General features: G+C 56.1%; 22 protein-coding genes and 1 pseudogene. 12 read left to right on the forward strand and 11 right to left on the reverse strand.

The window, feature by feature from the left end:
* Positions 1-21: 21 nt before the first annotated feature.
* Positions 22-849, reverse strand: coding sequence for a 2,5-didehydrogluconate reductase DkgA (gene dkgA, locus AC1VYI_RS05460; RefSeq protein WP_134867154.1), 828 nt, complete (start codon positions 847-849; stop codon positions 22-24).
* A 105-nt stretch (positions 850-954) separates the two neighbouring features.
* Positions 955-2118 carry an alcohol dehydrogenase gene (gene yqhD, locus AC1VYI_RS05465; protein WP_045403982.1) on the reverse strand — a complete coding sequence of 388 codons (1164 nt, stop codon included), beginning with the start codon at positions 2116-2118 and terminating at the stop codon, positions 955-957.
* A 195-nt stretch (positions 2119-2313) separates the two neighbouring features.
* On the opposite strand from yqhD, the gene AC1VYI_RS05470 reads away from it, so the two are divergent.
* Positions 2314-3213, forward strand: coding sequence for an AraC family transcriptional regulator (locus tag AC1VYI_RS05470; protein ID WP_023309177.1), 900 nt, complete (start codon positions 2314-2316; stop codon positions 3211-3213).
* Between the two features lie 45 nt (positions 3214-3258).
* Here AC1VYI_RS05470 and yghB read toward each other — a convergent pair whose 3' ends face one another.
* Together yghB and metC are read right to left on the reverse strand one after the other, a co-directional pair.
* Positions 3259-3918, reverse strand: a complete 660-nt coding sequence (gene yghB / locus AC1VYI_RS05475) for a DedA family general envelope maintenance protein YghB (RefSeq protein WP_023309176.1) — start codon at positions 3916-3918, stop codon at positions 3259-3261.
* A 143-nt stretch (positions 3919-4061) separates the two neighbouring features.
* Positions 4062-5249 carry a cystathionine beta-lyase gene (gene metC / locus AC1VYI_RS05480; RefSeq protein ID WP_023309175.1) on the reverse strand — a complete coding sequence of 396 codons (1188 nt, stop codon included), beginning with the start codon at positions 5247-5249 and terminating at the stop codon, positions 4062-4064.
* Between the two features lie 251 nt (positions 5250-5500).
* Between metC and exbB the strand changes: the two genes are divergently transcribed.
* Both exbB and exbD read left to right on the forward strand, forming a co-directional pair.
* Positions 5501-6232, forward strand: coding sequence for a tol-pal system-associated acyl-CoA thioesterase (gene exbB, locus AC1VYI_RS05485; RefSeq protein ID WP_023309174.1), 732 nt, complete (start codon positions 5501-5503; stop codon positions 6230-6232).
* A gap of 4 nt (positions 6233-6236) precedes the next feature.
* Positions 6237-6662 carry a TonB system transport protein ExbD gene (gene exbD / locus AC1VYI_RS05490; RefSeq protein WP_134867155.1) on the forward strand — a complete coding sequence of 142 codons (426 nt, stop codon included), beginning with the start codon at positions 6237-6239 and terminating at the stop codon, positions 6660-6662.
* 42 nt (positions 6663-6704) lie between these two features.
* On the opposite strand, the gene AC1VYI_RS05495 is transcribed toward exbD, so the two are convergent.
* Together AC1VYI_RS05495 and AC1VYI_RS05500 are read right to left on the reverse strand one after the other, a co-directional pair.
* Entirely contained in the window at positions 6705-7154 is a 450-nt protein-coding gene (locus AC1VYI_RS05495) for a hypothetical protein (RefSeq protein ID WP_023309172.1), read from the reverse strand.
* 1 nt (position 7155) lies between these two features.
* Entirely contained in the window at positions 7156-7560 is a 405-nt protein-coding gene (locus AC1VYI_RS05500) for a hypothetical protein (RefSeq protein WP_023309171.1), read from the reverse strand.
* Positions 7561-7663: 103 nt separating this feature from the next.
* Here AC1VYI_RS05500 and AC1VYI_RS05505 point away from each other — a divergent pair, with 103 nt between their 5' ends.
* On the forward strand, positions 7664-8167 hold the full coding sequence (locus tag AC1VYI_RS05505; RefSeq protein ID WP_023309170.1) for an ESA_00282 family adhesion-associated protein: 504 nt from the start codon (positions 7664-7666) through the stop codon (positions 8165-8167).
* An 81-nt stretch (positions 8168-8248) separates the two neighbouring features.
* A complete protein-coding gene (locus AC1VYI_RS05510) occupies positions 8249-8737 on the forward strand; it encodes a TIGR00645 family protein (protein ID WP_023309169.1) in 489 nt (162 codons plus the stop codon).
* Positions 8738-8816: 79 nt separating this feature from the next.
* Here AC1VYI_RS05510 and AC1VYI_RS05515 read toward each other — a convergent pair whose 3' ends face one another.
* Positions 8817-9857, reverse strand: a complete 1041-nt coding sequence (locus AC1VYI_RS05515; protein ID WP_045403973.1) for an aldo/keto reductase — start codon at positions 9855-9857, stop codon at positions 8817-8819.
* A 230-nt stretch (positions 9858-10087) separates the two neighbouring features.
* Here AC1VYI_RS05515 and AC1VYI_RS05520 point away from each other — a divergent pair, with 230 nt between their 5' ends.
* Together AC1VYI_RS05520 and AC1VYI_RS05525 are read left to right on the forward strand one after the other, a co-directional pair.
* A complete protein-coding gene (locus AC1VYI_RS05520) occupies positions 10088-11635 on the forward strand; it encodes a methyl-accepting chemotaxis protein (RefSeq protein WP_134867156.1) in 1548 nt (515 codons plus the stop codon).
* 127 nt (positions 11636-11762) lie between these two features.
* The gene (locus AC1VYI_RS05525) at positions 11763-12017 is read left to right on the forward strand and encodes a hypothetical protein (RefSeq protein WP_023309166.1); all 255 of its coding nucleotides are present in this window, start codon (positions 11763-11765) and stop codon (positions 12015-12017) included.
* Between the two features lie 98 nt (positions 12018-12115).
* Here the strand turns inward: AC1VYI_RS05525 and AC1VYI_RS05530 are convergent, their stop codons facing one another.
* The 4 genes and pseudogenes from AC1VYI_RS05530 to yghU all read right to left on the reverse strand — a co-directional run bounded on the left by AC1VYI_RS05530 (position 12116) and on the right by yghU (position 14363).
* The gene (locus AC1VYI_RS05530) at positions 12116-12466 is read right to left on the reverse strand and encodes a helix-turn-helix domain-containing transcriptional regulator (protein WP_134867157.1); all 351 of its coding nucleotides are present in this window, start codon (positions 12464-12466) and stop codon (positions 12116-12118) included.
* A gap of 12 nt (positions 12467-12478) precedes the next feature.
* Positions 12479-12810: pseudogene (locus tag AC1VYI_RS05535) on the reverse strand (type II toxin-antitoxin system RelE/ParE family toxin).
* Positions 12811-13003: 193 nt separating this feature from the next.
* Positions 13004-13336 carry a YMGG-like glycine zipper-containing protein gene (locus AC1VYI_RS05540; protein WP_023309163.1) on the reverse strand — a complete coding sequence of 111 codons (333 nt, stop codon included), beginning with the start codon at positions 13334-13336 and terminating at the stop codon, positions 13004-13006.
* A 160-nt stretch (positions 13337-13496) separates the two neighbouring features.
* Positions 13497-14363, reverse strand: coding sequence for a glutathione-dependent disulfide-bond oxidoreductase (gene yghU / locus AC1VYI_RS05545; protein ID WP_047743766.1), 867 nt, complete (start codon positions 14361-14363; stop codon positions 13497-13499).
* 245 nt (positions 14364-14608) lie between these two features.
* Here yghU and AC1VYI_RS05550 point away from each other — a divergent pair, with 245 nt between their 5' ends.
* From AC1VYI_RS05550 to AC1VYI_RS05570, 5 genes are read left to right on the forward strand one after another with little or no spacing between them, the layout of a single operon-like run.
* Positions 14609-16198: an ABC transporter substrate-binding protein gene (locus AC1VYI_RS05550; protein WP_134867158.1), complete on the forward strand. Its 1590-nt coding sequence runs from the start codon at positions 14609-14611 to the stop codon at positions 16196-16198.
* Positions 16199-16243: 45 nt separating this feature from the next.
* Entirely contained in the window at positions 16244-17197 is a 954-nt protein-coding gene (locus AC1VYI_RS05555; protein ID WP_023309160.1) for an ABC transporter permease, read from the forward strand.
* A gap of 5 nt (positions 17198-17202) precedes the next feature.
* Positions 17203-18048, forward strand: a complete 846-nt coding sequence (locus AC1VYI_RS05560) for an ABC transporter permease (RefSeq protein ID WP_029740724.1) — start codon at positions 17203-17205, stop codon at positions 18046-18048.
* Complete coding sequence (locus tag AC1VYI_RS05565) at positions 18041-19018, forward strand: ABC transporter ATP-binding protein (RefSeq protein WP_134867159.1); 978 nt, start codon at positions 18041-18043, stop codon at positions 19016-19018. Before AC1VYI_RS05560 ends, AC1VYI_RS05565 begins: the two co-directional genes overlap by 8 nt.
* Positions 19015-19992: an ABC transporter ATP-binding protein gene (locus AC1VYI_RS05570; protein WP_226484291.1), complete on the forward strand. Its 978-nt coding sequence runs from the start codon at positions 19015-19017 to the stop codon at positions 19990-19992. The genes AC1VYI_RS05565 and AC1VYI_RS05570 overlap by 4 nt, the downstream gene beginning before the upstream one ends.
* The last annotated feature ends 41 nt before the right edge of the window (positions 19993-20033 follow it).

Raw genomic sequence — 20033 nt, forward strand, 5'->3', positions numbered from 1 at the left:
CCACCCGGCTTTTTTACGCGACTACCCGCCAAACTGATCAGGGTCAGGGCCTAAACGTTTACCCTTATCCAGCTTCGCAATCTCACCCAGCTCTTCTTTGTCCAGACGGAAATCCCAGACGTCGAAGTTCTCGGCGATGCGCGACGGCGTAACCGATTTCGGAATGACCACCAGGCCGTTGTCCAGATGCCAGCGAATGACGATTTGCGCCGGGGTTTTACCGTATTTATCCGCCAGCTCACGGATAATCTTTTGATCGAATACCCCTTCGCCGCCCTGCGCCAGCGGGCTCCAGGACTCGGTCTGGATTTTATGCGTGGCGTTCCAGGCATGAAGCTGGCGCTGCTGCATCAGCGGGTGCAGCTCGATCTGGTTAATCACTGGCGCAACGCCCGTTTCGTCAATCAGCCGCTGCAGGTGATGAACCTGGAAATTACAGACGCCGATGCTTTTCACCAGCCCCTCTTTCTGCAGTTCAATCATCCCTTTCCAGGCGTCAACGTAATGATCGATAGCCGGAACCGGCCAGTGCATCAGCCAGAGATCGACGAAATCGAGCTGGAGTTTCTCCAGGCTCTCCTCCAGCGCTTCGCGGGGCCGTTTTTGATCGTCGTTCCACAGTTTCGTGGTGATGAAAAACTCATCGCGGGGGACGCCGGCGCTGGCCAGTGCCTTACCCACGCCGTCCTCGTTTTTATATGCGGCGGCGGTATCAATGGACCGATAGCCGACTTCCAGGGCTTTATGAATGGCGGAGACGACCTCGTCGTTACCGGCTTTCCATACACCTAGCCCCAGCTGGGGCATCACGTTGCCGTCCTGCAGCTTGATTACGGTTTGGTTTGCCATTTTTCCTCCTTCAGGTGCGCATCGCCGGAGGGTTCCTCCGGCGATGGGTTGTGCATTAAGTCTGGACGAAATGTCAAAAAACGAAAGTCGGGAGGGCAAAAACGCTTAGCGTGCCGCTTCGTAGATGCGACGGCTGACGTCCAGCGTAATGTCGCCGTGCTCGCCCAGGTGGGTCATGCCGTGTTCTTCGAGTTTCGCCAGCAGGGCAGGGATGGAACTGCCGTCCAGACCGTAGCCAGAGAGACGCGTTGGCACGCCCAGACCTTCAAAGAAGCTGCGGGTCGCTTCGATGGCGGCATCAATACGCGCATCGTCAGAACCCTCGGTGATGTTCCACACGCGTTCTGCGTACTGCAGCAGTTTGGCACGCTTGGTGTCCCGCTTTTCGTTCCACAGCGCAGGCAGCACAACGGCCAGCGTTTGCGCGTGGTCCAGACCGTGCATCGCCGTCAGCTCGTGGCCCAGCATGTGGGTTGCCCAGTCCTGCGGTACGCCAGCACCGATCAGGCCGTTCAGCGCCTGCGTTGCCGCCCACATGACGTTGGCACGCACGTCGTAATTTTCCGGCTCTTTCAGCGCTTTCGGACCTTCTTCGACGAGCGTCAGCAGAATGCCTTCCGCGAAGCGATCCTGAATTTTGGCATCTACCGGATACGTGACGTACTGCTCAACGGTATGAACAAAGGCATCGACCACGCCGTTCGCCACCTGACGCGCAGGCAGGGTGTAGGTGTAAACCGGATCCAGGATCGCGAACACAGGTTGAACATGTTCGTTCATGAAGGCCTGTTTGTCGCCGGTGGTTTTGCGGGAGATCACCGCGCCCTTGTTGGATTCAGAGCCGGTGGCCGGCAGGGTCAGCACGGAGCCCATCGGGATGGCGCTTTTAATGTCGCTGCCGCGAGTTTCCAGAATGTGCCACGGATCGATGCCGTCAGCGTAGTGCGCTGCCGCCGCGATGAATTTGGTGCCGTCCAGCACGGAGCCGCCGCCGACGGCCAGCAGGAAGGTGATCTTCTCTTCGCGGGCGATTTTCACCGCGTTCATCAGCGTTTCGTAAGACGGATTTGGCTCGATGCCGCCGAACTCTCGCACGTCCAGACCGTTCAGGGCGCTGTAAACCTGATCCAGCACGCCGGTTTTTTTCACGCTGCCGCCACCGTAGGTGATCAGTACGCGGGCGTCAGCGGGGATCTGGGCGCGCAGATCGGCGATAGCGTCTTTACCAAACAGAATGCGGGTTGGGGTGTGAAGATTAAAGTTGTTCATTGCTCGTTCCCTTTAGTGGGTGAAAAACCGTGGTGGCGCAGAGGGCGACCTGATGCTGCACATTGTGTCTGTCCGGGGCTATCCTCTCAATGCACATTCCTGCCGATGTCTTGCCCATTTCTACAGAGCGCTGGAGAAAGCGCGGAAAACGACGCACACTGTCAACGTCGGAAACCGTACCCGGAGTAACGTAATATGAACCGTGAAGCGATCTGCCATCAGCTCACTGCGCAGATTAAAAGACTGATAGATAAAGAAAATGGTGTCAGCGATCTGCTTCCTGACATTCGCCTGCTTTATGGCACGCAGCCCGGGACGCGCACGCCGGTCATGTACCAGCCGGGCATCGTTTTTCTCTTCTCGGGCCATAAAATTGGCTATATCAACGAGCGCGTGTTCCGCTACGACACCAATGAATATCTGCTCCTGACGGTACCTTTACCCTTCGAATGTGAAACCTTCGCGACAGAGGCCGTTCCGCTGGCCGGTATTCGCGTCAACGTCGATATTCTTCAGCTGCAGGAGCTGCTGATGGAGATTGGCGAAGATGAGTTCTTCCAGCCGTCTATGGCGTCGAGCGGGATTAACTCGGCGACGCTGTCGGAAGAGATCCTCTGCGCTATTGAACGTCTGCTGGACGTGATGGAAAGGCCGCTGGACGCGCGTATTCTGGGCAAGCAGATCGTCCGCGAAATTCTCTACCATGTGCTGCTGGGCCCGGGCGGCGGGGCGTTACTGGCTCTGGTGAGCCGACAGACCCACTTCAGCCTGATAAGCCGCGTGCTCAAGCGTATCGAAAGCCAGTACACGGAGAACCTCAGCGTCGACCAGCTGGCGGCGGAAGCGAACATGAGCGTCTCGGCGTTTCATCATAACTTCAAGTCGGTGACCAGCACCTCGCCGCTGCAGTACCTTAAAACCTACCGGTTGCATAAGGCGCGGATGCTGATGATCCACGACGGCATGAAGGCCAGCGCGGCGGCAATGCGGGTGGGTTACGAAAGCGCGTCGCAGTTCAGTCGGGAGTTTAAGCGCTATTTCGGCGTCACGCCGGGAGAAGATGCATCACGCATCCGAACCATGCAGGGAGCTTAAGCTTTTTCCTCTCTCCCCTATGGGGAGAGGGTCAGGGTGAGGGGATCACGCGCTGCAGTACTTCTTCTTAATCACCACCGCGATGGTTCCCACCAGTCCTGCCACCAGCAGGAACATCGGCAGTACCATCAGGAAGGTCATCACCTGATCTTCATGGTGTTTCACAAAGGGGATCATATTCAGCGCATAGCCGAGCGTGGTGACTACACCCACCCACAGCAGAGCGCTCAGCCAGTTGAAGAACTGGAATCGGCGGTTTGACAGACCGGAAATGCCCGCCATCGTAGGCAGAAGCGTGCGAACAAACGCGAGGAAACGCCCCGCCAGCAGGGCCAGCAGGCCATGCCTGTCGAACATGCAGGTCGCACGCTGATGATATTTATGCGGTAACTGCGCCAGCCAGCCTTTTACGACGCGGGTATTCCCAAGCCAGCGGCCCTGCAGATAGCTCAGCCAGCAGCCCAGGCTGGCTGCAGAGGTGAGAATAACCATCGTTGGCGTGAAGTCCATGACGCCTTTCCCGATTAATGCCCCGGCAAGTAAAAGCAGGCTGTCACCGGGTAAAAACGAGGCTGGCAGTAATCCATTTTCCAGAAACAGTGTTGCGAACATCACGAGGTAAACGATACCGACGACGTGAGGATCCGCCAGCGCGGCAAAGTCGTGTTGCCAGAGCGCCGCGATAATATCTTGAATAACAGCCATGGACTTTCCTGTGGAACAGCAGATATAGCGCTATTGTACTCCCTTATTCGCCCGTCGGGTTTGATCCCGGGCGCAACTCATGCAGACTTTTCTCATCGCCGTGTCCACAAAAGCGTCCAGAGAGTACATTTTCAGCCAGCACTCTACACGATACGCTCGAACCCTGCTGCTAAATCGGCAATCAGATCGTCAACGTTTTCTAAACCGATATGCAGTCGAATCAAGGTACCGCTGAAGTCCACTTCACCGCCGGGACGCAGAGCCGCAACCTGTTCCGGCTGATTAGGCAGGATCAGTGATTCAAAACCGCCCCAGGAGTAGGCCATGCTGAAGAGGGTAAAATTATCCAGATAGCTCGCCAGCTCGTCGTTATTTAGCCGCTTTTTCAGTACGAACGAGAACAAACCGCTGCTGCCCGTAAAGTCACGCTGCCAAAATTCGTGGCCTTTACTGCCCGGTAGCGCGGGATGATTCACGCGCTCAACCTGCGGATGCTGCGCCAGCCATTCGGCCACCTTCAGGCTGCTTTCATGGTGCTGACGCAGGCGAACGCCCAGCGTGCGGAGTCCGCGGCTGGTCATGTAGGCCGTATCTGCATCCACCATCTGGCCCATCAGGTAGGCATTTTCACGCAGCTGATCCCAGCAGCGCGCATTGGAAACCGCGGTGCCAATCATGCCGTCAGAGTGGCCTATCAGGTATTTCGTCGCCGCCTGAATCGAGATATCAACGTCGAATTCCAGCGCTTTAAACAGCACGCCCGCCGCCCAGGTGTTGTCGATCATCACGATCGCCTCTGGGGCTTTGCTGCGCACGGCCTTCACGATAGCCGGCACGTCGTGAACTTCCATGGTGAGCGATCCCGGAGATTCCAGGAACACAATGCGCGTGTTTGGCTGAATAAGTTCGGCAATGCCTTCGCCAATCAGCGGGTCGAACCAGCCGGTCGTTACGCCGAGCTTGCTGAGGATTTTGGTACAGAAGTCCTGGCTGGGTTCATAGGCGGTGTTGGTCATCAGGATATGGTCGCCCTGTTCCACAAACGCCAGAATGGTGTTGGCGACCGCCGCCGCCCCGCACGGGAACAGCGCGCAGCCCGCGCCGCCTTCCAGCTCGCACATCGCCTCCTGCAGCGAAAAATGGGTTAGCGTGCCGCGACGGCCATAAAACAACCCGCCTTTCGCGCGGTTGCGCGTGGCAATTTTTTTCTCCTCAACGGTATCAAACACCAGCGAGGAGGCTCGTTGAATCACGCTGTTGACCGATCCCTGCGTATATTTTTTGCTGCGTCCTGCCTGTACCAGCGTGGTATCAAGATGCTTCTTTGTCATGTTCGCTAACCCTGTTTTTATACGTCTGGACGTCCAGACTACCACGATTGGAAAAAACTGCACCCCGAGGCTTATCGAATAAGCAGAAAATATTAGCAAAAATTCGCATAAGAAATTTTTACTGCGTAAGCGCAAGGAAAGTGAGCGAAAATTACGGCACCATGCAAATACTAATGAGAACTACTATCAATTCGACGACGTTTTGATATTATTACGCTCAGATTTTGTGATTTGCGTCCTGGAGATACAGAGTGGGTAATAATTTGATGCAGACGGATCTCTCCGTTTGGGGCATGTATCAGCATGCTGACATCGTGGTTAAGATTGTGATGATCGGCCTGATTCTGGCGTCCGTTGTCACCTGGGCTATTTTCTTCAGCAAGAGCGCCGAGCTGCTTTCTCAGAAGCGCCGCCTTAAGCGGGAACAGCAGCAGCTGGCAGAAGCCCGCTCTCTGGATCAGGCTGCAGATATGACCTCATCCTTTCACGCGAAAAGCCTGACCACCCTGTTAGTGAATGAAGCACAGAACGAGCTGGAACTCTCCGCTGGCAGTGAAGATAACGAAGGCATCAAAGAACGTACCGGTTTCCGCCTGGAGCGTCGCGTTGCGGCCGTTGGCCGACACATGGGACGCGGCAATGGTTATCTGGCGACCATCGGCGCGATCTCACCGTTTATCGGTCTTTTCGGAACGGTCTGGGGCATCATGAACAGCTTTATCGGTATCGCGCAGACCCAAACCACCAACCTGGCGGTCGTGGCGCCGGGTATCGCAGAAGCGCTGTTGGCGACGGCAATCGGTCTGGTTGCCGCTATTCCGGCGGTGGTCATCTACAACATCTTCGCGCGTATGATTGGCAGCTACAAAGCCACGCTGGGTGACGTTGCCGCGCAGGTTCTGCTGCTGCAAAGCCGCGATCTCGACCTGAACGCCAGCTCGGTTAAGCCGGTGCACGCGGCGTCTAAACTGCGCGCAGGTTAAGAGTATGGCGATGCGTCTAAACGAAAATCTGGACGATAACGGCGAAATGCATGAAATCAACGTGACGCCGTTTATCGACGTCATGCTGGTTCTGCTGATTATCTTCATGGTGGCCGCACCGCTGGCGACGGTGGATGTGAAGGTTAATCTGCCTGCCTCTTCCAGCCAGCCCCAGCCGCGCCCGGAGAAGCCTATCTACCTGTCGGTGAAGGCGGATAAATCCATGTTCCTCGGGAATGACCCGGTGACGGCCGACTCGGTCATCCCGGCGCTGGAGCAGCTTACGGGCGGTAAGAAAGACACCACGGTCTTCTTCCGTGCGGATAAAACCGTTGATTATGAAACCATGATGAAGGTAATGGACACGCTGCATCAGGCGGGTTACCTGAAGATTGGACTGGTCGGCGAAGAGATAGCGGCCTCGAAGTGATAAAGAAGCTGGCGAAAGCCGGCTTTTTTTATACCTGCTGGTTTATGCGTTTTTGCTATCCGTCGGTGCGGTAGAGGGGGTTGCCAGCGCGTCCTCATCAAGCGCAACGCAGGTGACGTTTGAGGTACGGTACTCACCGTCGGACAGCTTGCGCGTCAGGCGCAGGGTGGCGATTTCTCTGGCAAGCAGATATTGATAATTGGCCTCAAGACGTCCCAGAAGCTTCTCTTTCAGTTCTGGCCGCTGCTCTATGATGGCGTTCATCACGGCACCGTAAATTTCTTCTTTGACCTGTAGCGGATAAATTTCACGGCGATTCTGCCATTTCAGACGAACCAGCGTCGCCGGGATCGATACCAGGTCTTGCGTAATACGCGTCATCTCGTCATTTTTTGTGTTTCTCAGCGCGTCGAGATTTTGCTTTAAGATAAATTCATCACTTTTTTTATCTTCTAAAGTCAAATAAACGTCGTTGTTTTTAACTTCTTTCACGTTAATCTTCCCCCAGGCTATAAAAAATTGGGTTGTTTTTTTCGCGCGTAATTAAATTAAGCCAAATTTCATTGCCCGCTTCATTAATTTCTTCGGTTTTCTCGGCCATTATTTGACTTAGTTTCTGGGCATCTATTTCACCCTCGGCCTGCAGGTCATTCAGCAGGTGGACAAAGGCTTCAATTTTTATGGCGCGAAATAAGCGGTCTTTTATATGGCGATCGTGCTCTTCCAGCAACATATTTCGGGATTTGCCAGTTCGGGAAACACCAATTAATATATCGGGCTCGAAATCAGAGAGCTTTCTTTTCCCCTGAGTGAAACTGGCCTCTTTTTCTGCTTCCGTCGGTTGCTGTTCCACAGGCGTAATGTGGTACTTAGCCGGGACGAGATAGTCGGGCAGCATTTTTAATTTCCTTTATTTTCAACAGGGTGGGGTTGGTAAAGGCGTGAGATTCGTTGACAATATCATGAGGCAAATTTAAAATCAAAAAAAATGGAGCCTACCCATGAACAGCATCTTTTTTACGGTCATCACATTACTATTACTGACCGCTGGTGTGCTTTTATTGATGCAGGAGTTCAATAAAACGAAAGTGTCGAAAGACACCAGTGAACCCCCGCAACCTGAACTGATGACAAAAGAGGAAGGGGAAGACCATTTCTCTGTATTGATGAACTCCGTTACGCCTGTCTGGTACTGGCGGGTGAACCACGAATATATCGACTTTTTACACGCGACAATTAAGCGCATGAAAATGTCGGAAATTAATGACACGCCCGGACTGTTTGAGGCGCAGCGTCGCTGTAGCGATCTGAATTCAGCAGTCTATAAATATTATGACAATATTAAAAAGCGCTGCCTTAACGGCGAGAAGGTCTCTTATTCCGATCTGGATGTATTAAATTTGCGCCAGTGTTTTCGCGAGTTCAGTCTGGAAGCCTATCCTGAACTGGTGGCGCTTGTCTGGCCGGAGTACGCACGTCCCGAGGTTAACCCAGACAACGTCTGAGTGACGTACCGTTGAGTTATTGCAAACAGCCAGCGCCGTTGAGATATACTGGGCGCTGGTTTCTTTTGCAAACAGGACTTTATGGAACGCTTTTTTGAAAATGCCATGTACGCCTCTCGCTGGATACTGGCCCCCGTCTATTTTGGCCTCTCGCTGGCACTTATCGCGCTGACGATTAAGTTCTTTCAGGAAATCTGGCATGTTCTGCCGAACATTTTTTCTATTGCCGAAGCGGATTTGATTCTGGTACTGCTGTCGCTGGTGGATATGACCCTGGTGGGCGGGCTGCTGGTGATGGTGATGTTCTCCGGCTACGAGAATTTTGTCTCCCAGCTCGATATCGACGAGCGTAAAGAGAAGCTCAGCTGGCTGGGCAAAATGGATGCTTCGTCGCTGAAGAATAAAGTGGCCGCGTCGATTGTGGCGATCTCCTCTATCCACCTGCTACGCGTGTTTATGGACGCGAAGAACGTGCCGGATAACAAACTGATGTGGTACGTCATCATCCACCTGACGTTTGTGCTGTCTGCGTTTGTGATGGGGTATCTGGATAAGATCAGTAAGAAGTAAACTACATCTAATACCCCTCACCCCGCCCTCTCCCCTTTGGGGAGAGGGTTAGGGTGAGGGGGGAAGGCATCAGACCGCACTATTTATCCGACGACGCCTGCCACAGATTCAACTCCCCATCCGCAACATGCTGGTCAATCCGCTTGAGTTCGTCCTCCGTAAAGCGCAGGTTTTCCAGCGCCTGAACATTCTCTTCCAGCTGTTCCGGGCGGCTTGCGCCAATCAGCACGGATGTCACGCGCGTATCTTTCAGCAGCCAGCTTAGCGCCATCTGCGCCATCGTTTGTCCGCGCGCCTGCGCCATCTCATTCAGCAGGCGAAGGCTGTTCAGGTTGGCGTCGGTCAGCATCTTCTGCGTCAGGCCGCGCGCTTTATTCCCTTCGCGCTGCATGCGTGAACCTTCAGGAATACCGTTCAGGTATTTTCCGGTCAGCAGCCCCTGCGCCAGCGGGGTAAAGGCAATACACCCCGTACCGTTTGCTTCCAGCGCATCCAGCAGGCCGGTCTTATCGACCCAGCGGTTAAGCAGGTTATAGGACGGCTGGTGGATCAGCAGCGGGATCTTCCACTCGCGCAGCAGCTCGGCCATTTTCTGCGTGCGATCGGTCGAGTAGGAGGAAATGCCGACATACAGCGCTTTCCCACTCTGCACGGCGTGGGCCAGCGCGGAGGCCGTCTCTTCCATCGGCGTGTTTTCATCCACGCGGTGGGAGTAGAAAATATCCACGTAGTCGACGCCCAGACGCTGCAGGCTCTGGTCGAGGCTGGCGAGCAGATATTTGCGTGAACCGCCCGAACCGTACGGCCCCGGCCACATGTCGTAACCCGCCTTGGTGGAGATAATCAGCTCGTCGCGGTACGCGGCAAAGTCCTCACGCAGCAGGCGGCCGAAATTCTCCTCCGCGCTGCCCGGCGGCGGGCCATAGTTATTGGCGAGATCGAAATGGGTGATGCCGAGGTCGAAGGCTTTTCGCAGCAGCGCGCGCTGGGCGTCAAGAGGCTGGACGTGGCCGAAACTATGCCACAGTCCCAGCGACAGCGCGGGCAGGCGCAGGCCACTTTTACCGCAATAACGATATTGCATACTCTCATAGCGGCCAGGGTAAGGGTGCCAGGACATGATGTCTCCTTTCTTATTGATGAATTTTTCGAAACAACGTTTTCATCTGAACTTACCACATCGCAAATGACATCCCTAAGCTCGGGCCTAATGATTAACGACTGCTGTGTGACCAGTGAAGCCACGCTAATTAAAAATGATCACAAAACGTTATAATTTCCCTTTTTCCTGCCGATAACGAGAGTAGTACTCGCCTCTGGGCGAACTCACCCTCACGGCAAGGAAGACTTATGAATATGCTCCGTAATTTCACGATCCGTTTCGTCATGCTGACGATTCTCGGGATCTTTTGTTTAATGTGGGCAGGCGTTGGGTTGTACAGCACCTGGTCCCTTTCTCGCGTATCAGATGGCAATGAAGTCGACCGCCAGCTGGTTAAACAGATGACGGTACTCAGCCAGGGTAACGATCAATATTTCCGCTTTGTGACCCGTCTGAGCCGTGCGATGGAAGTCAAAGCCGCAGGCGGCACGCCGGATCTGTCCTCTGCCCAACAGGCGCTGGATAACATGGGCAAGAAACTGGCCGAGATGAAAGCGATCTCCCCAGGCCCGATGGATGAGCAGATCTCTTCCCGGGTGATCGGCTCCTGGCAGGCGCTGCTCGAACAGGGCGTAACGCCGCAAATGCAGCAGGCGAAGCAGGGGGCTCTGGAGGGGTATCGCCAGCAGGCCAACAACGTCACGCCGCCGCTGAGCCGTGCGTTCGGCGCGGCCGCTGAGGAGTTCAACAATGCCGCCGCGAAGTCGCTCGACAGCACCCGCGTGGTGGTGGACGGCCTGACAAGCATGACCCGCACGGTGATTATCGTCGCCACGATTATCGGCCTGCTGATCCTGCTCTTCACCGACCGTTACCTGGTGGCGATGCTGGTCAAACCGCTGGCTCGCATTCGCCAGCAGTTCCGCCAGATTGCCCAGGGCGATCTCAGCCAGCCCATTGAGCCGTTTGGCCGCAACTGCGTGGGGCAGCTGGTGCCGCTGCTGAGCGCTATGCAGGACAGCCTGCGCGAAGCGGTCAGTACGATTCGCTCCGGCAGTGAAAACATCTGGCGCGGCGCGACGGAAATCTCCAGCGGTAACAACGACCTCTCTTCCCGTACCGAAGAGCAGGCGGCTGCGCTGGAAGAGACGGCAGCCAGCATGGAAGAGCTGACCGCCACGGTGAAACTGAACGCGGAAAGCGCGCGTCAGGCCAGCCAGCTGGCCGATGTGGCCTCAACAACCGCCAGCCGCGGCGGCTCGCTGGTGGAAGAGGTGGTGACCACCATGAGCGGTATTTCGGAAAGCTCGAAGAAAATTGCTGAAATCACCAACGTGATCAACAGCATTGCCTTCCAGACCAATATTCTGGCACTCAATGCTGCGGTTGAAGCGGCGCGCGCGGGTGAACAGGGACGTGGTTTCGCGGTGGTGGCAGGCGAAGTGCGCAACCTGGCAAGCCGCAGCGCCAACGCGGCCAAAGAGATTGAAGGGCTGATTACCGATTCCGTTTCCCGCGTAGAGCAGGGGGCGCAGCTGGTGAGCGACACCGGCACCACCATGGATGCGATTTTGCGCGACGTGACGGAAGTGACAACCATCATGAAGCAAATAGCTTCCGCCTCTGAGGAGCAAAGCAAGGGCATTTCGCAGGTCGGGATTGCCATTACCCAGATGGACGGCGTTACCCAGCAAAACGCCTCGCTGGTTGAAGAGGTTTCTGCCGCGGCGGCGGCGCTGGAGCGCCAGACCGAAGATCTTCAGCGCTCTGTGCAGAAGTTCCGTCTGACGGCATAACGCAGCGTATAAGGCCGCCTTGTGCGGCCTTGTATTATTGACGCCTTCCCCATTCAGCCCCTTCTGAAACTGCTATTCTTTTGCTAACCCCACTGACGTTCTGGGCTCTCTTCTTCGAGGTGTTGCTATGAACAGATCGTTATCTGTCATTCCTGTCCTTTCTTGCATTCTTCTGATGCTGTTCTCGGTTTCTGCCAGTGCGACCCAGCAGGCGCAGGAGCGGCGCGTGGCGCGTGATGTCAGGCAGGAAACCCGTGACGCGTCGCGGCAGGTGAAGCAGACCTGCGTGGCGAACAATAACCAGAGCAATCACGACTGCCGTCAGGACAAGCGTCAGATGAAACAGTCCGGAAGACAAAAAGCGCGGGACATTAAGTATTAATGCAACAGGTGAGGCGGCATGCAGGCATGTCTCTTACCGCCTTTTCCAGTAGCGTTTCAGTATGACGCTCGTCATTGATGCTTCGCCCGGCTAGAACTTTAGGGCGTATTTTGACGTGCGTCCCACGCTGGTGCGTTTAACCCTGCAGCTGCAATTCGGGAAATCGGATATCCCGTTGCGGATGCCACTTCCGCAATACGCTTAAATGAAGGATTACCGTTTGGTGAAAGTGATTTATAGAGTGATTCGCGAGAAATGCCTGCACGTTTAGCAATGACGGTCATCCCGCCAGAGGCTTCAATCACATGTCGTAAAGCCAGCATGAACGCCTCATAGCCTCCGGGCTCGTCAATTTCAATAAAAGCCTGATGAAGATATACGGGCGCGAAATCCGGAGCATCTTTCAGGAGCTGTACCATTGCGTCATCATGAAGTACTGATTTAGCCATTCCGATTTCCTCTTATATCCTGCGCTTGTAGTCGTTGAGATACTCAACGGCCCTGTCAATATCTGCATTTTGCTTTTTTTTCGTTCCAGTCAATAGCACCAGACTCACTGCGCCATCTGCCGGATCGAAGACTTCGCTGAAATAGACGCGGTAACCTGACCCCTGGTCAATCCTGAGTTCTGAAACGCTCTCTCTGCATGGCTTGCAATCACCATAGTTACCCGTAGACATTCTGGCGACACGTGTAGCAATCATGGCTTAGCTATGGGATCTTTCACACTTCTCAGATATGCATCAAAAGGGTCGTACCCGTCTGCTGTGATGTAGTGTTTGACCTTAGCTATTATTGTAGCCTGTAGTTTACGATAAGCAAATGCATTGTAATCTTCAGGCTACGACAGGCAACTGTTCACAGGGTTGTGGCAGTGGGGAAGATGTGATTTCTGAAAGCGGATCGCAAAAATGTGAGACCTTGTGCGGAGGAATTACTGCATAACAACGAGGCCGGGCTCGCAGAGCGCTGCCCGGCTGTATTTATCAGTGCGTCGCTTCACCAATCAGCGCGCCCGTGCCCGCACCAACGGCTGCACCTTTCAGCACGCTCTTGCCGGTAAGCGCTGCGGCGCCTGCGCCTACGGCAGCTCCTACCGCGCCGCCCTTACGTGCGTCTTTGCCCTTTTCGCCGTTTTTGAACATGGCACCGGTACCTGCGCCTACAACGGCGCCGCCAACGGTCGATTTCAGATCTTTGCCCGTAGCCGCGCCAATCGCCGCGCCTGCTACCGCGCCGGCGGCAGTTTTGTCGATGGCCATTCCCGAGGTTGAAAAAATGAGGGCGCTGATAACCAGCGTTGTTTTAATAAGTTTCATAACAGATCCTTTGTGACTGCTGTCGGTTGAGACGTTATCTCTCACCGTCTGACAAGAGAAAAACGTCCAGATAGTGCCAGCAAAACCGGTTCAACCATTAAGCTAATCATGCCCTGGGCAGGGATCTCAGTTGCCGGGCGGGGCTCCGCCCGGCGGAACGTTACGCCTGACGCTTATCTTCCGTATTGGTATCGAAGTCGCTTGCCGCATGGCGCTCGTGGAGCTGCTCGTTCAGCTCGCCGCTGGTGCGGTTAACGATGCGGCCGCGCTTCACGGCATGGCGGTTCGCCACATCTTTTGCCCAGCGCTGGACGTTGGTGTACTTCCCGGCGTCGAGGAACTCGGCGGCGTTATAGACGCTGCCCAGCGCCACGCAGCCGAACCACGGCCAGATGGCGATATCCGCGATGGTGTACTCCTCACCCGCCACGTAGCGGCCGCGCGCCAGCTGTTTATCCAGCACGTCGAACAGGCGTTTGGCTTCCATGGTGAAGCGGTCAATCGCGTACTCAATTTTAACCGGCGCGTAGTTGTAGAAGTGGCCGAAGCCGCCGCCGAGGAACGGCGCCGCACCCTGCAGCCAGAACAGCCAGTTCAGGGTCTCGGTGCGTCCCGCCGGATCTTTCGGCAGGAAGTGACCGAATTTCTCTGCCAGATAAAGCAGGATATTGCCGGACTCAAATACGCGCGTTGGCGGGTTCGTGGAGTGGTCACGAAGCGCCGGAATTTTCGAGTTCGGGTTCACCTCAACAAACCCGCTGGAGAACTGATCGCCCTCGCCGATGCGGATCAACCATGCGTCATACTCCGCGCCCGTCACGCCCAGCGCCAGCAGCTCTTCGAGCATGATCGTCACTTTCTGACCGTTCGGTGTCCCGAGAGAATAAAGCTGCAGCGGGTGGGAGCCCACGGGCAGATCTTTCTCATGGGTCGCGCCGGAAATCGGGCGGTTAATATTGGCGAACGCGCCGCCGCCGTTCTTTTTCCATTCCCACACTTTTGGTGGCTGATACGTGTTGTCTGACATGTTGGCCTGCCTTTTGAGTGATGTGTTGAGGCAGTGTAGCAGGAGATTTGTGAAGCGTTTAACGTTGCGAGCGCAATCAATTAACCGCTATTCCTTCCGGCGCTTATATATATCAAATCCGGCATAAGCTTAATCGAAAATCGCATTTTCATAATTAATGCGTAAACCGATAAAGCTGAATATGATGCTTCAACATAAATAAAAAATGCAGTAATAAACACTTTATAAGGCAAGGAGTTAGTGAGATGCGCAAGCTTCTGTTATCGGCAGTGGTGGTTTCGCTCGCGTTAGGCCTGGCGGGCTGTGATGATGCGAAAAATAAAGAGACAAATACGCCCTCAGCGGCAAAAAACGACGCGCCAAAAGAGGGCGGTTCGCTAATAATTGGAATTACCTCCGGCGACCCGTTAGCCGTTAATCCGCTCTATGCCAGTGACCGTACGACGTTAACGATCATGCAGGCGCTCTATGCCCCGCTGTACAGCTTTAATAACGGCAACATTGAGTGGGGCCTGGCGGAAAGCCTGACGCCTTCCGCCGACAACCTGAGCTATACCCTGACGTTAAAACCCAACCTGAAATGGCAGGATGGCCAGCCGCTGACTGCGGATGACGTGGTCTTCACCTTCAACAAGCTGCTGGATGCCAAACAGCACAGCTTCTTCCGCAGCATGTTCACCTACGGCGGCAAGCCTGTTGAGGTGAGTAAGGTTGACGACCGTACCGTTAAGTTCACCCTACCGCAGGTCAGCGCGGCCTTTACCGGCACCCTGGTACAGGTCTACCCGATTCCGCAGCACGTGTTCGCCGGTGAAGGCGACCTGGAAAAGAGCAGCAAAAACGATGCGCCGGTAGGCTCCGGGCCGTTCAAATTCAAAGAGTATCGCGCCGGGCAGTATTACGCCCTGACCCGTTTTGACGATTACTGGAACGGCAAAGCGAAGCTTGATTCGGTCACCTACCGTTTCGCCAAAGACAGCAACGCCGCCAACCTTGCGCTGCAAAACGGGGAAATTAACCTCAAGATGGTTGACCCGCAGGATGTGAACCGCCTGAAAAATACCGGTAAGTTTGACTTCGTGGTCTATCCGGAAGGCCGTCTGGCCTATATGACGTTCAACCAGAACGTGCCGGTGATGAAGAGCAAAGCGCTGCGCCAGGCCATCGCGTATGCCATCAACAAGGACGAGCTCACCCAGACCGCGTTTACCTCGCTGGACTACGCTAAACCGGCGACCTCGTTCCTGACGCCAGATACGCTTTACAAGACGGATGACGTCGAGCAGTACAAGTTCGATCTGCAAAAAGCCAAAGACCTGCTGAAGACGTCCGGCGCGCCGGACAACCTCAAGCTGCGCCTGGCGTATGTGAACACCAACAAAACCCAGGAGAGCATGGCGCTCTACATTCAGCAGGCGCTGAAGGGCATTGGGGTGAACGTGGAGCTGATGCCGCTGGACTCCAACGCCATGTCTCAGCGCAGCCTCGATATGAACAACACCGCGTGGGAGCTGAACCTGGGCGGCTACATCATGGGCTCCGAGCCAGACGGTTACAAATCGCTGTTCATGAGCAACGAAGCCTATAACTACGCGCACTACAAAAATCCGCAGTTTGATGCCCTGTGGGATAAAGGCGCAGTGGAAACCGACGCCGCGAAACGGGCCGATATCTATAAGCAAATTCAGCAGACCGTGGCGAACGACATGACGTACTACCCGATCGCCTACACCAATGCGACCGTCGCGGTGGACAAGCGTTTTGGCGGCACCGAGGAAGCGGAGCCGAAACCGGTCTATCTGTTCCAGGAACTGTCAAAAATCTATCAGAAATAAGTGATTGCCCCGGCCGTCAGGTCGGGGCTTTTGAAAGGGCACGTCGTGAACACACTCCTCACGCGTCGGCTGCTGCAGCTGCTGCCGATGCTGTTTTTTATTTCACTGGTGGCGTTTCTGCTGGTCAAGCTCGCGCCCGGCGATCCGGTGGCGGCGTACATTACGCCGCGTATGGCCCCGGAAGACATCGAGCGTATTCGCCAGAGCCTGGGTCTGGATAAGCCGCTGGTCACGCAGTACGTTCTGTGGCTGAAAAACGTCCTGCAGGGCGATCTCGGCTATTCGCTGATTTACCACCGCCCGGTGCTGGAGATGATTGGCGAACGTATTCCGGCCACGCTGGGGCTGATGGGCGCGTCGCTGCTGATGGCGATCGTGCTGGCGATCCCGCTGGGGCTGCTGGCGGGGGCATTTAAGCACCGCTGGCTGGATCATCTGCTCAATTTATTCGCCTATATCGGCATTTCTGTTCCGATATTCTGGTTCGGCATCCTGCTCATCACCGTTTTTTCCGTGCAGCTTAACTGGTTCCCTAGCATGGGAATGCGCACCATCGGCATGGAGGATAACGGGCTGGATCTGCTGCGTCACGGCGTGCTGCCGTGTATTGCCCTCACGTTCTACAACCTCTCCAGCTACGTGCGCTACATCCGCTCCAACACCATCTCGCAGCTCTCGGCCGACTACGTGCAAACCCAGCTTGCCTACGGCGCGACGCGCTCCAGTATTCTGTTTCGGCACGTGCTGAAAAACGTGCTGCTGCCGGTGATTACCCTGTTCGGCCTGTCGTTCGGAGAGCTGATTGTGGGGGCCTATGTGACGGAAAGCGTCTTCTCCTGGCCGGGTATGGGGCTGCTGGGGATCCAGTCGATCGCCTCGCTGGATTACCCGCTGATTATGGCGATCATCATGCTCTCGTCGATGATGCTGATCGTCGGAAACCTGATCGCCGACGTGCTTTATCGCTTCGCCGATCCCCGCATTCGTACGCTGAGGTAACCCGGATGAGCAGACGCTGGCAGCAGGTTCGTCACCAGCTGCGCCGCAACCGTCCGGCGCAGTTCTCTCTGTTTGTGCTTTTTATTTTCGTTGTCGCCGCGCTCTGTGCTGGCTTAAGCCCGTACGATCCGGATCGGATGGCGCTCGGCGCGCGCACGTTGCCGCCGGATGCCGCGCACTGGTTTGGCACCGACGAATACGGCCGCGACTACTTCACCCGCGCGCTGTATGGCGGCCAGATCTCCCTGATGGTCGGTTTTCTCGCCATGCTCTTTTCCACGCTTATCGGCACGGTGGTGGGAACGGTGAGCGGCTATTTTGGCGGCTGGCTGGATAACCTGATGATGCGCGCCGTGGATATTCTGATGGCTATTCCGGCCTTCTTCCTGCTGCTTGTAGTAAATGCTTACCTCAAGCCGGGCGTGGATAACATCATTCTGATTATCAGCCTGCTGACGTGGATGAACATGTCGCGTCTGGTGCGTGCTGAAACCCTGTCGGTGAAAGAGCGCGAGTACGTGCTTTATGCCCGCGCGTCGGGAGAGCATCCGCTGCGCATTATCGCGCGCCACATCATTCCCGGCGTGCTGCCGACCATTATCGTGGCGGCCACGCTCAATATCGCCTCGGCCATTCTGATGGAGTCAACGCTCAGCTTCTTAGGGCTGGGCGTGCAGGCGCCAGCGGCGTCGTGGGGAAGCATGCTTAACAACGCCCAGTCTTATATTGGCGAAGCGTCGTGGCTGGCGATGTTCCCCGGCATTCTGATCCTGCTGACGGTGTTCAGCTTTAACGTGCTGGGCGATGTGTTCCGTACCGCCTTTGAGCCGGGAGCGAATCGCGATGAGTAAATTATTAGCGCTTGAGAACCTGCAAACCACGTTCCGCACCCGCGAGGGCGAGGTTCACGCGGTGCGCGGCGTGAGCTTTCAGGTTAAGCCGGGGGAAGTTGTCGGCATCGTCGGCGAATCGGGCTGCGGGAAAAGCGTCACCTGCAAGTCGATTATCCAGCTTCTGGGGAGCAACGGACGGATAACCGGCGGCAGCATCCGCTTCCAGAATGAGGATCTGGCGCAGAAAACGCCCGCGCAGATGCGCGCCATTCGCGGCAACGAGATCGCGATGATTTTTCAGGATCCGATGACCGCCCTGAACCCGGTGCTGACCATCGGCAAGCAGATGGCTGAGATTCTGATGCGCAACAAAGGGTTGACCAAAAAAGCGGCCAAAGCGGCGGCCATCGCCATGCTGGAAAAGGTGGGCATTGCCGGGGCGGAACGGCGATACGACCAGTATCCTCACGAGTTCAGCGGCGGCATGCGCCAGCGGGTAATGATCGCCATTGCGCTCTCCTGCAACCCGAAGCTTCTTATTGCCGATGAACCGACCACCGCGCTGGACGTCACCATTCAGGCGCAGATCCTTCGCCTGCTGAAAAGTCTGCAACAGCAGACCCGGACCGCGATTTTGCTGATCACCCACGATCTCGGCGTGGTGGCGCAGGTCTGCAGCCGCGTGGTGGTGATGTACGGCGGGCTGGTGATGGAGGAGGGCAGCGTGGAGGACATTTTTTATCGCCCTGCGCATCCTTACACCCAGGGTCTGCTGGCCTCGCTGCCGCGCCCGGATGAGGTGAATCAGCGTTTATCGCCCATTGAAGGTTCGCCGCCCGGCCTGCTTAACCCGCCGCCGGGCTGTCCGTTCGCGGAGCGCTGTCCGAAGCGCATGCCCCAGTGTGAACGACAGCCTGCATTTTACGCCGCCGGAGAGGGCCATCGCGCCGCCTGCTGGCTATGGGCCGACAAGGAGATTCAGGCATGAATGAACAACAGGCACCCTTAGTGAGCGTGCGCGATCTGCGCAAGCACTATCCGCTCAACGGCGGTTTGCTGCGTAAAGGCGCGGCCGTGAAGGCGGTTGACGGCGTGAGCTTTGATATCCAGCCCGGCGAGACGTTTGGTCTGGTGGGGGAGTCCGGCTGCGGAAAATCCACCCTCGGGCGCGCCATCCTGCGCCTGTTCGATATCACCTCAGGCGAGATCCACTTTGCCGGGCAGGCGATCGCCCACGCCCGTGAAAAAGAGCTCAAGCCGCTGCGCAAGCGGATGCAGGCGATTTTTCAGGATCCTTACTCCTCGCTCAACCCCGGTATGACGGTGCGACAGCTGGTGGCCGAACCGATGCAGATCCACGGCTACAGCCGCGAAGAACAGCGGGAACGGACGGAAACGCTGCTCTACAAAGTGGGGCTCAAGCACGAACACCTTGAACGATTCCCGCATGAGTTCAGCGGCGGGCAGCGTCAGCGCATCAGTATTGCCCGCGCGTTGTCCGTGCATCCTGAATTCGTGCTGTGCGATGAGCCGCTCTCGGCGCTGGACGTCTCGGTGCAGGCGCAGGTGGTGAATATTCTGCAGGATCTGCAGCAGGAGCTGGGGCTAACCTACCTGTTCATCGCCCACGATCTCTCCATGGTGCGGCATATCTCCAGCCGCATTGGGGTGATGTATCTCGGTAAACTGGTGGAGGTGGCCCCGGCGAATGAACTGTATCAACGTCCGGCGCACCCTTACACCCGCGCGCTGCTGGCGGCGGTTCCCCAGCCCGATCCGCGCATCCGCAACCTCGAAGACGCCACCCTGCGCGGCGACATTCCAGGCCCTACGTCCGCGCTGCCGGGCTGTAAGTTCTGCAGCCGCTGCCCGCACGTCATGCCGGTGTGCCAGACGCAGGAGCCTGCCATGCAGGAGATCGCGCCAGGGCATTTTGCGGCGTGCTGGCTGTTTAACATGTAGTTAATGCGCCGCGCAGGTGTATGATAAATGTCCCTCTGTCA

This window comes from Enterobacter sp. QK-SA4 (assembly GCF_056856775.1).